The sequence below is a fragment of the Arthrobacter sp. SAFR-044 genome (assembly GCF_059414985.1).
On record NZ_JBPFDN010000015.1, the window covers coordinates 85,809 to 97,209 of the forward strand.

10 protein-coding genes are annotated in these 11,401 nt (G+C 67.4%); all 10 read right to left on the reverse strand.

Annotated elements, in window-relative coordinates; all coding sequences use genetic code 11:
* Nucleotide 1: 1 nt before the first annotated feature.
* Nucleotides 2-505, reverse strand: coding sequence for an RNA polymerase sigma factor (locus ACR65J_RS18860; protein ID WP_440171930.1), 504 nt, complete (start codon nt 503-505; stop codon nt 2-4).
* A gap of 124 nt (nt 506-629) precedes the next feature.
* Nucleotides 630-1,664 (reverse strand): site-specific tyrosine recombinase XerD, encoded by a 1,035-nt coding sequence (gene xerD, locus ACR65J_RS18865; protein ID WP_440171932.1) that lies wholly within the window; start codon nt 1,662-1,664, stop codon nt 630-632.
* Complete coding sequence (locus tag ACR65J_RS18870; RefSeq protein WP_440171934.1) at nt 1,664-2,323, reverse strand: NUDIX domain-containing protein; 660 nt, start codon at nt 2,321-2,323, stop codon at nt 1,664-1,666. Before ACR65J_RS18870 ends, xerD begins: the two co-directional genes overlap by 1 nt.
* Nucleotides 2,324-2,348: 25 nt before the next feature.
* The gene (pyrG, locus tag ACR65J_RS18875; RefSeq protein WP_440171936.1) at nt 2,349-4,139 is read right to left on the reverse strand and encodes a CTP synthase; all 1,791 of its coding nucleotides are present in this window, start codon (nt 4,137-4,139) and stop codon (nt 2,349-2,351) included.
* Nucleotides 4,140-4,166: 27 nt separating this feature from the next.
* Complete coding sequence (gene recN, locus ACR65J_RS18880; protein ID WP_440171938.1) at nt 4,167-5,906, reverse strand: DNA repair protein RecN; 1,740 nt, start codon at nt 5,904-5,906, stop codon at nt 4,167-4,169.
* A gap of 4 nt (nt 5,907-5,910) precedes the next feature.
* A complete protein-coding gene (locus ACR65J_RS18885) occupies nt 5,911-6,936 on the reverse strand; it encodes an NAD kinase (RefSeq protein WP_159632284.1) in 1,026 nt (341 codons plus the stop codon).
* Nucleotides 6,937-6,949: 13 nt separating this feature from the next.
* Entirely contained in the window at nt 6,950-7,765 is an 816-nt protein-coding gene (locus ACR65J_RS18890; protein ID WP_440171941.1) for a TlyA family RNA methyltransferase, read from the reverse strand.
* Nucleotides 7,765-8,028 (reverse strand): hypothetical protein, encoded by a 264-nt coding sequence (locus ACR65J_RS18895; RefSeq protein WP_440171943.1) that lies wholly within the window; start codon nt 8,026-8,028, stop codon nt 7,765-7,767. Before ACR65J_RS18895 ends, ACR65J_RS18890 begins: the two co-directional genes overlap by 1 nt.
* A gap of 9 nt (nt 8,029-8,037) precedes the next feature.
* Nucleotides 8,038-9,027 (reverse strand): HAD-IIA family hydrolase, encoded by a 990-nt coding sequence (locus tag ACR65J_RS18900; RefSeq protein WP_440171945.1) that lies wholly within the window; start codon nt 9,025-9,027, stop codon nt 8,038-8,040.
* A gap of 6 nt (nt 9,028-9,033) precedes the next feature.
* Complete coding sequence (locus ACR65J_RS18905) at nt 9,034-10,917, reverse strand: tetratricopeptide repeat protein (RefSeq protein ID WP_440171947.1); 1,884 nt, start codon at nt 10,915-10,917, stop codon at nt 9,034-9,036.
* Nucleotides 10,918-11,401 lie beyond the last annotated feature (484 nt).

The window sequence follows — 11,401 nt, forward strand, 5'->3', positions numbered from 1 at the left end:
GCTAGTCCTTCCGTTCGGTCATGAGCTGGGCTGGTGCAGCTTTGGCGAACGCCCGGCGTGCACGGTGCAGCCGCACGGCAGCCGTTGAGGCGGAACATTCAAAGGCCTGGGCAAGTTCGGAGATGGTCAGGTCATCCCAGTAACAGAGCATGAGGATCTCGCGGTCCCGTTCCCGAAGGCGGCCAAGTACGTCCGCTACCGCGGACTGTTCCCCGGTCTCCTCCTGCGGGACCTTGCTGCGTGCCTCGTCCTGCAACCGGTCGAGAAGTTCCTGGCGGCGGCGACGGCCCTTGTACTCGTTGCCGAGCACATGCCGGGCCGTTGCGAGCAGCCAGCCGATGCCGGGTGGTTCCGGAAGTTGCTTCTGCCAGGCAATCCGGAACACATCGGCCGCCAGCTCCTCGGCCCGGCCCGTGTCGCTGATGCGGCAGGCGATGTACCGGTAGACCCGCCCCGAATGCCGGGAATGCAGATCGATGAATGCCTGCTCGTCCGCTGCCAACATAGTATTTCCCCCGGACACGTGATGACTTCTTCCTGAAGACTAAGTGTCCCGGGCAGCGCTGATTCTTACAGCAGCGGGAAAATTATCGTGGGAATCGACCCAAGGCCCGGTGTCAGGACCGTGTTCAGCCCAATGCCCGGGGATGCGCCGCGGCGTAGATCTCGCGGAGTGTGTCGGCAGTGACCAGTGTGTACACCTGCGTGGTGGTCACGGAGGCGTGGCCCAGCAGTTCCTGCACCACCCGTACGTCCGCCCCGCCTTCCAGCAGGTGGGTAGCAAAGGAATGCCGCAGGGTGTGCGGCGAGACATCACGGGTGATGTTGGCCTTCTCCGCCGCCGCCTTCAGGATGGTCCAGGCACTCTGCCGGCTGATCCTGCCGCCGCGGGCATTGAGGAACAGCGCCGGCGTGCCCTTCCCTTTGGCGGCAAGCAGCGGGCGCCCACGGACCAGGTAGGCATCCAGTGCCCGTGCCCCGTATGAGCCAAGTGGCACCAGGCGTTCCTTCGATCCCTTGCCGAACAGGCGGACAATGGCGGGCCCGGACTCCGGCTCCGCCAGGGATATATCGTCAACGTCCAGCCCAACGGCTTCGCTGATCCTGGCGCCGGTGGAGTAGAGGAATTCAAGCAGGGCGCGGTCCCGCAGTCCCGTGGCGGTGTCAGTTCCCGCCGCTTCGAGGATGCGGGTCACCTCGTCAACGCTGATGGCTTTGGGCAGCCGCTTGCCGGCCATCGGCGGGTGCACTTCGCTGGCCGGATCCGTTGGCGTGAACCCCTCCAGGGCCCAGAACTTGTGGAGTCCCCGTACGGCCACAACCGTCCGTGCCGCGGAACGCACGCCCAGGGCGGAGCCGCCATCGGATCCGTCCGACAGGGCACGGACGTACCCTGTGACGTGATGCCTCGTGATCTCCCCGGGGCGCTTGCACCCGGCGGCGGCGAGGTAGCGGGCGTAGCGTGCGAGGTCCCGCCGGTAAGCTGCCAGGGTGTTCACGGCCAGGCCCCGTTCCACGCCCACGTGCTGGAGGTAGTCAGTGATTCCGCGGTCGATCGCGGCCGGTATAGCCGGGGCGGTGGCAGCCGCTGCAGGGTTCGCAGTTTCAGCGTTGGGGGCCGGTTCAGCGACCGGGGGCGCTTCAGCCGAGGGACCGGGACCCATCACCGCTGGCTGGGGTGCGCGGGCCAGGGGGCGTCGGCGGGACGAAGACCTTCATAGTTGCCGGCCCGTGCGGCAGCGGCGGCAAGGATCCCGACGACGGCGGACGGGTTGTGCAGGCGGCCTGCCAGTACGGAGGCCACGGCATCGTCCAGGCTGATCCAGTGGAACTCGATCTCCGCTTCCTCGTCCGTCCGCTCGTGGCGCTCGTGATGCGGCACCTCGGTGAGGTCGCGGGCCAGGTAGATGCGGATGGCCTCGCTGGAGGATCCGGGGGAATTGAAGACATCGGCCAGGACGTTCCAGGTCCCGGCGGCCAGGTCCGCTTCCTCGGCGAGTTCCCGCGCCGCCCCCACCAGGAAGTCTTCGCCTTCGACGTCCAGCAGGCCGGCGGGGACTTCCCAAAGGTCCATGCCCACGGGGTGCCGGTACTGCTTCAGCAGCAGGATCTGGCCTTCGCCGTTCATGGGCAGGACGGCGACAGCGCCCGGGTGGTCGATGTAGTCACGCGTGAGGGCGTCGCCGGACTCGGAGAGCTGGAAGGTGTCACTGACGACGTCCCAGATCCGGCCCTGGTAGACCTTCTCCGTGGACAAAAGACGGCGCGGGCTTGGTGCATCCGAAACCTGTTTGGCAGGGGTGGCTTCAGGTGTACCAGGCATCGCGCCGTCCTTTTTGTTCTATTGACTACTTAGCGGTAACGGTACCCGATGCTGCAGGCTCCCCCGCCGCGGGCGCAGCCGTGTCGGCAGCGCCCTGGTGGTTGGCGTCCTGGTGTCCGTTGCCCTGGTGGTCCAGGGCAGCCTTGACCAGCCCGGCGAACAACGGGTGCGGGCGGGTGGGCCGGGAGCTCAGCTCGGGGTGCGCCTGCGTGGCCACGTAGTACGGGTGGACGTCGGCGGGCAGCTCAACGAATTCGACGAGCTTGCCGTCCGGGGAGGTGCCCGAAAACACCAGGCCCTTGTCGGCAATCTGCTGGCGGTACTTGTTGTTGACCTCGTAGCGGTGCCGGTGGCGTTCGCTGACGGTGGTCTTGCCGTAGGTGCCGGCGATGACCGAGCCCTCGTCGAGCTTGGCTTCGTAGAGGCCCAGGCGCATGGTGCCGCCCAGGTCGCCGCGGCCTTCAACGAACTCCAGCTGCTCTTCCATGGTGGCGATGACCGGGTACTTCGAATCCGGCTCGAACTCGCTCGAGGAAGCACCCTCCATGCCCACCACGTTGCGGGCGTACTCGATGACCATGCACTGCAGGCCAAGGCACAGGCCCAGCACGGGCAGCTTGGTCTCGCGGGCGAACTTCAGGGCGCCCAGCTTGCCTTCAAGGCCGCGGATGCCGAAGCCGCCCGGCACGCAGATGGCGTCCACGCCGTCGAGCGCCTTAATGGCACCCTCACGGGTCTCGCACTCGTCGGACGGGACCCACCGAATTTTGACCTTGGTTTCGTTGGCGAAGCCGCCGGCACGCAGGGCTTCGGTCACCGAGAGGTAGGCATCCGGAAGGTCGATGTACTTGCCCACCAGGGCAATTTCCACCTGGTGCTTGGGGTTGTGGACGGCCTCCAGGAGACGGTCCCAGCTGGTCCAGTCCACGTCCTTGAACGGCAGGTCCAGGGCACGGACGATGTAGGAGTCCAGGCCCTGGGCGTGCAGGGTCTTGGGGATGTCGTAGATGCTGGGGGCATCCGGGCAGCCGATGACGGCTTCGAGGTCGACGTCGCACATGCGGCCGATCTTGGCGCGCATGGCTTCCGGGATCTCGCGGTCGGACCGGATGACGATGGCTTCGGGCTGGATACCGATGGAGCGCAGGGCTGCCACCGAGTGCTGGGTGGGCTTGGTCTTCAGTTCCTGCGACGGTCCGATGTACGGGACCAGTGACACGTGGACGAAGAAGACGTTGCCGCGGCCCACGTCCTGGCGGACCTGGCGGGCCGATTCGAGGAACGGCTGGGATTCGATGTCGCCAACGGTGCCGCCGATTTCGGTGATGATGACGTCGGGGGCGTTCTTGCCTTCAGCAGGCAGCCGCATGCGGCGCTTGATTTCGTCCGTGATGTGCGGGATGACCTGGACGGTGTCACCCAAGTATTCGCCGCGCCGTTCCTTGGCGATCACCGTGGAGTACACCTGGCCGGTGGTCACGTTCGCCGAACCCTCAAGGTTCTCGTCGAGGAAGCGCTCGTAGTGCCCGATGTCCAGGTCCGTCTCGGCGCCGTCGTCGGTGACGAAGACCTCACCGTGCTGGAAGGGGTTCATCGTGCCCGGATCCACGTTCAGGTAGGGATCGAGCTTCTGCATCGTGACGGACAGGCCGCGTGCCCGGAGCAGGTGACCGAGGCTGGAGGCCGTCAGTCCCTTGCCGAGCGAGGACGCCACGCCGCCGGTGACGAAGATGTGCTTGGTCATCTTGGAGGAGCCCGGGAACCGGGAATTTACACGGGAATTTGATCGCTGCACCACGGAATTCGAGCCTATCATCAATTGAGCCTTCCCGTGGTTGTCCCGTCAGGCCCGTTGTGGCAGGAGTTTGGCGTCATCCAGCAGTTCCTGGGCGTGCGCCTGTGCGGACTCGGAGTCCTCCTGGCCGGCCAGCATGCGGGCGAGCTCACGCACGCGTTCCGGCCCGTCAAGGAGCCGGACGTCACTGGAAGTGAATCCGGTGGCCGTGCCGCCGTCGGCTCCCCTGACGGACGTTTTGGTCACAGTGATGTGCTGGTCGGCAAAGGCGGCCACCTGGGGAAGGTGCGTGACCACCAACACCTGAACGTGGCGCGCCAGCATGGCCAGCCGGCGGCCGATCTCGACGGCGGCGCGTCCGCCCACGCCGGCATCGACCTCGTCGAACACAAACGTGGGGACGGGGTCGACGGCGGCGAGCACCACTTCGATGGCGAGCATCACCCGGGACAATTCACCACCGGACGCCCCTTTGCCCAGCGGCCGGGCCGGGGCTCCGGAGTGCGGCTGCAGCAGGAAGCTGATCTCGTCCGCTCCGTGCGGGCCCAGCTGGCCGGCGGCCTCCAGGTTGATCACCAGGGTGGCGTCAGCCATGGCAAGGGCTTTCAGTTCGGCGCTGACACGGGCAGAAAGGTCCTTGGCGGCTTTGCCCCGGATCTTGCTGATGGCCGCGGACTGCTTCTTCAGTTCCGCTTCGGCGCGGACCACCTCCGCGTCCAGCGCCTCGATGCGGGAGGAGTCGTCCTGGAGCTCGTCGAACCGGACGCGTGCCTTCTCCGCCCACTCCAGCACCTCGTCAATGGTGGGCGCGTACTTGCGGACCAGTTTGGCCAGCGCTGCCCGCCGGTCCTCGATCTCCGCGAGCCGCTCCGGGCCCTCCGAATCCAGGCCCGCCTGGTAGCTGGCCAGTTCGGTGGCAATGTCGTTGAGCAGGAACCCCACCTCTGCAAGCCGGGCGGCCGCGGACCCAAGTTCGGCGTCGTGCTCCGCCACGTGCTCCAGCGTGCGTTTGGCGGCATCCACCAGTGTGGTGGCGTCACCGGTTTCACCGAAATCTTCGGCAATGAGGGCCTGGTGTGCCGTGCTGGCGGCGATCCGCAGTTCCTCCACATTGGCGAGCTTGACGGCCTCAGCCTTCAGCAGCTCGTCCTCCCCCGGCTGCGGGTCCACCTCGTCGATTTCCGCGAGGGCTGCCTCCAGGGATTCGGCTTCGCGGAGCCTGTCCCGGGCGGCGCTCCGCAGGCTGTCCAGTTCTGCCTGGCTGGCCTTCCACCGGCTGTACAGCTCCTGGTACGCACCCAGCGGTCCGGCCAGGTTGTCCCCGGCGAACTTGTCCAGGGCTTCCCGCTGGGCCGTGGCGCTTTTGAGCCGGATCTGGTCCGACTGGCCGTGCACCACCACAAGGGATTCGCCGATCTCGGCCAGGACGCCCACCGGGGCGGCACGGCCGCCCAGGAAAGCGCGGCTGCGGCCGTCGGCACCCAGGCGGCGGGCCAGGATGAGCTCCGCGCCGCCGTCGAACTCCTCGGCTTCGGCACCGGCGTCAAGGGCACGGGCAATGGCCGGGTGTCCGGCGTCGAGTTTGAGCACCGCTTCCGCCGTGGCACTCTTGGCGCCGCTCCGGACGGCGCCGGCGTCGGATCGGGCGCCCAGCAGCAGTCCGACGGCGGTGACCACCATGGTCTTGCCGGCACCGGTTTCGCCGGTCACCACGCTCAGTCCGGGGCCGAGCGGAAGCGTCGCGTCGGTGATGACGCCCAGGTCGCGGATTCTCAGTTCTTCAAGCATGGCTTCACTTCGCAGTCGACGGATCGGGATCGCTGCCGGGGTTCTCCGCATGCGGTACCGGCAGCGGCGGCATGGGCCGTGGCGTGCGCACAATGGGGATGGGACCCGTGTGCACGGCATCCGACTTGGGAACCGGGCCGCGCCAGCCGTGGATGGGCAGCTCGAACTTGCGGACCAGGCGGGCCGAGAAGGGGGTCTGGTGGGTGCGGGCAAGGCGGACCGGGGTGGCCGATTTGGTCACTTCCACGCGTGCGCCGGGCGGCAAGTCCACGGAGCGCCGGCCGTCGCACCACAGCACCCCCTGGGCGTCGGTCCGGCCCAGCACCTCAACAGCAAGCCTGGACCGGGGCGACACGACGAGGGGCTTGGCAAAGAGCGCGTGGGCACTGATGGGCACGATGACCAACGCCTCCACCTCGGGCCACACCACCGGTCCACCGGCGGAGAACGCGTAGGCCGTTGACCCGGTGGGGGTGGCCAGCACGATGCCGTCGGAGCCGAAGGACGTCAGGGGCCGCTCGTCCACCTCGGTGACGACTTCCAGCATCCGTTCGCGGTTGGCTTTCTCGATGGCGGCCTCGTTTAAAGCCCAGGTGTGCCAAATCTTCTGGCCGCGCACCCAGACCTGGACATCGATGGTCATCCGCTCTTCAACGGTGTACTCCCGGCTGGCAATCCATTCGACGGTCTGGGCAAGGTCGGCCCGCTCGCTTTCCGCCAGGAAGCCCACATGGCCAAGGTTGACGCCCAGCAGCGGCACGTCCACCTCGCGGACCAGTTCAGCGGCCCGCAGGATGGTGCCGTCGCCGCCGAGGACCATCACGAGTTCGACGTCGGGCAGCTGGACATGGTCGTGGAGCACCTCCACCGGCTGGGCCAGGTGCCCGAAGAACCGTTCCATGTCCCCCAGCTCGGACTCCTGCATCACCGGGACCATGCCTGAGGCATGCAGCAGGGCGCAGGCTTCCCAGGCGGCCTTCAGTGACTCCTCGCGGCCGGTGTGGGCAAGGACCAGTACACGCCTGCTCATCAGGTTCCGCTCTCTAGTGGTTCTGCCAGATTCGTCCGAGCAAGGCAGCGGCTGCTGCCTCTCGCTCTTCGATCTTAGGCAAGTCTTGGGTGATCCTGCGTTTTATCCACAGGAAGTATTCGACGTTTCCGTCCTGTCCCGGCAGCGGACTCGCCGCCAGGCCGCACAGGTCCAGGCCGGCGTCGAGCGCTGCCCTGGCCACCTTTTCCACGGCCATCCGCCGCTCGCGCTCCGACGTAACGACGCCCGTGCGGCCCAGGCGGTCCTTGCCGATCTCGAATTGTGGCTTGACCATGAGCACCAGGTCGCCGCCTGGCTCGGTGCAGTCAGCCAGCGGCTGCACCACGAGGGTGAGGGAGATGAAGGACAGGTCGGCCACGGTCAGGGCGGCGGGGCCGCCGATGTCGGCCGGTGCCATGTACCTGACGTTCATGCCCTCATGGACGTCCACCCGCGGGTCGTTGCGGAGGTGCGGCACCAGCTGGCCGTGTCCGACGTCGACCGCCACCACGTGCGCGGCACCGCGCCTCAGCAGGACGTCCGTGAAGCCGCCGGTAGAGGCACCGGCGTCAAGGCACCTTTTGCCTTGGACCGAAACGTCCGGGAAGGCGTCGAGGGCGCCGCCCAGCTTGTGGCCGGCGCGGCTGGCGTAGGTGTCCTGGTCATCAAGTTCGACGGCCAGGTCACGGCTGTCATCAACCTGCAGGGAGGCTTTGGCCAGCACCTGGCCGGCGGAGGTGACCTTGCCCTCGGCGATAAGCGAGGCCGCGTGGGTCCGCGACCTCGCCAGGCCGCGGGCCACCAATGCCTGGTCGAGGCGTACCGGCATCAGGCGGCCCCGCCGGCTCGGTCGGTTGCCGCCCGGACCTGGTCGATGGGATCGCTGTTGAGGGCGGCCAGCAGTTCATCGTGGAGTTCGTTGTAGACGGTTTCGTGGTCCGCGGTCGGGAGGCCGGGGATGTCGAGGAGCCTGGCCATGGCGCGGGCCACCTGTGGATCGGTGGTCTCCTGCCCGCGGTCCCGCATGGCCGCGTGCGGCCACTCCGGGGCGGGCTGGGCTGTCGAGTCGTCCGGTTCGGTCAGCTCAGTCATTGAACCAGTCTAGTGATCCAGCCACACGAGCTTGGGTGCCTGTGCCGCTGGGGCGTCGGGCGTCTCCGCCCACCAAGCCGCGCACGCCGCGCGCCAAGCGTTCAGGTCGTCCTGCCTGCCAATGATGCCCACTGCTCCGTTGGCCACGCGCGCCGTTGACTGCCCGCACGTGTAGGTGCCGTCGTCGTGCGTGACCTCCGGGTACGGCCGGTGCAGGTCCGCAAGGTTTTCGATGATGTAACCGGGACGTTCGGCGGAGCGGGCTGCCAGGATGGTCTCGCGCGTGTCGACGCCGGTCAGGACAGCCACGGTGGCGAAGCCGGCATTATTGCCGCCAAGGATGTCCGTATCCAGCCGGTCTCCCACCACCAGGGGTCGGCCGGCGCCAAGCCGCTTGGCAGCCGAATGGAACAGCGGCGCTTCCGGTTTGCCCGCAACTTTCGGCTGCTGGCCGGTGGCTGCAGCGACGGCGGCCACCAGGGTGCCGTTGCCGGGAGCGATGCCGCGCGCCTGGGGAATGGACATGTCCGTGTTGGTGGCCACCCAGAGGGCGCCGGCGTTCACCACATAGGTGGCTTCCGCCAGGTCCTTCCACCCAATGGCGGGGCTGAAACCCTGGACCACGGCGACCGGGTCCTCATCCTGTCCGGCTACCGGCACCAGGCCCACCAGCTCAATTTCCCGGGCCAGCGCCGGGCTGCCGGTAATCAGGATTTTGGACCCGGGTGCCAGCATCGAGGCGAGCAGCTCGGCCGCCGCCTGGGAGGAGCTGACCACCTGGTTGTCCTCCGCCGGTGCACCAAGCTCACGCAGATGTGCTGCCACTTCTGCCGGCGACCGGGAGGCGTTGTTGGTGACATAGCCAAGGCCTATGCCTAGCCCGGAAAGCTGCTTCAGCGATTCAACAGCTCCGGGAATGGCGTTGGGCCCGGCGTAGACCACGCCGTCCAGGTCGGCGAGAAGTGCATCGAAGCGGGAAACCAGGGAAACATCGCTCATCTGTGGTCAGTCTTCCCGGCGGTCTTGGTCGTGCTCAATGCCTGCGTTGTCCTGGGCTTCTGCGTTGTCCGCGTCGGCATCGTCTGCGCTGGCATTGTCAGCATCGGCGTCGTCGGCGGGCACGGAGTCGAGCTCGTCGTGTTCCGCCGAGTCCTGGTCCGATTCTGCGTCGTCGGAAACGAAGTAGTCGGCATCCTGGTCGTCGATGCTGCTGTCCTGTGAGGACTTCGCCTCGGCTGCGCGGGCACTTCCGGCCGATGCCTCCGTGGGACCTGCTGCGGGCGTTTCGGCCCCAGCGCCCTTGGAGGCCTGGTCCAGCATCCTGCGGCGTTCTGCCTCTTCCCGGGCTTCCTCTTCCTCATCCCAGCCGAGGTCGATGATCTCGGGTTCCTCGTCGGCGCCCAGGCCCAGGGCATTTTCTGCCACGACGGCCTGCCGGCTCCACTTCTGCGACTCGTCTTCGCGTCCTACCGCAGCCAGCGCGTCGGCGTAGGCGCGGAAGAGTCGCGGGCTGTAGGAGAACGCGCGGTTCATGTCCAGCTGCGGGATTTCAAGTTCGGCTACTGCCGCGTCCAGCTGGCCCAGGTCGGTGCGCGCGCCGGCCGCGACGATTGCCAGTTCCACCTTCCCGGGAGCATCCAGGTCCTGGGCTTCCTCCGAGCGCGCCACATCCAGGGCGCGGTCGGGGCGTCCCAGTCCACGCTCGCAGTCCGCCATGACGGGGAGGTGGACGTTGGAACCGCTGATGCGGCGGAAGGTGCGGAACTCGCGAAGCGCCTCACCGTAGTGCCCGGCGGCGTAGGCAGTCAGGCCAACGGCTTCACGGACAGCGGCGAGCCGGCCGCCACGGCGGCTGGCTGCCAGGGCGTGCTGGAAGGCAAGCTCCGGCTCGTCATCGATGAGACGGCCAGCCATCACCAGGTGGCGGGCCACCCATTCCGAGCTCTTGGCTTCGAGGGTCTTGATCTGGTGCTGGGTGGCGCGGTCCAGTTCCTTGCCCGTGACGTCTTCATCGATCTCGGGCGAGCGTTCCCGGTCCGGGCGGTTGGCGCTGCGGAGGTCAGCGGCGTTGGGCACGCGGACAGGACGGTCTTCCTGCCGATCGCGGCCAAAGCCGCGGGGGCCGCCACCACGGCCTGAATCAGCGCGGGAGTCACCGCGATCGAAGCTGCGGGGTGCGCGGTCCTGCCGGTCCCCGAACGGTTTGCGGTTGTCGCCACCACCAAAACCACGACGGTCACCCTCACCGTCGCGGCGCGGACGGTCGCCAAACGGCTTACGGTCACGGTCACCGCCCGTAAAACCACGGCGGTCACCCTCGCCATCGCGACGGGGACGGTCGCCAAACGGCTTACGGTCACGGTCACCGCCCGTAAAACCACGGCGGTCACCCTCGCCATCGCGGCGCGGACGGTCACCAAACGGCTTACGGTCACGGTCACCAAAAGGCTTCCGCTCGCCGCCGCCGGCACCGCCGCCAAAACCGCGACGGTCACCTTCACCGTCGCGGCGCGGACGGTCACCAAACGGCTTACGGTCACGATCACCGCCAGCAAAACCACGGCGGTCACCCTCACCATCGCCGCGCGGACGGTCACCAAACGGCTTACGGTCACGATCACCAAAAGGCTTCCGCTCGCCACCGCCGGCACCGCCGCCAAAACCGCCCCGGTCACCCTCGCCATCGCGACGGGGACGGTCGCCAAACGGCTTGCGGTCACGATCACTAAAAGGCTTCCGCTCGCCACCGCCGGCACCGCCGCCGCGGGAGAAGCTGTTGCCATCGCGATCGGACCGGGACCGGAATCCGCGGGGCTCACCGCCGGAGTTGTTGTTGCCGCGGAACGCGCCCCGGTCGTTGCCTCGGTTGCCACCGTTATGCTCGGCCATGTGGATTCCTCCTGTTGTGAGCCGACCACTGGCGCAACTGCAGCCGCTCGTTTCGTTTCCTACGCAACCCGAAATCAAGCGCTTCGAAGTCCGTACATCTTCATCAATTCTAGTGGAGCCACCAAACCCCCCCGAACAGTGCAGGCCCTGGGACCGGGATCGTGGCCATCTTCACAACCAACGCCCCATCACGTCCTGCACATTCTCCCCCAACGCCCCATCACGTCCTGCACCTTCTCCCCCAACGCCCCATCACGTCCTGCACTCACCCCCCAGACGCGCCATCATGTCCTGTGGGCTGGGGGCGGGATCTGGTGGGGCGTCTCAGGTAACCGGGCAGGAGGAGATGGCGCGTCGGAGGAAAGCGGGCAGAATCTGGCGGGGCGTGCTGTTGAAACGGCCGGCGCGTGTGGTGTTTTGTTTGTTAAATGTGGGAGGCCCCAACCGTGTGGTTGGGGCCTCGACCTCAATGATTGTTCCGGCG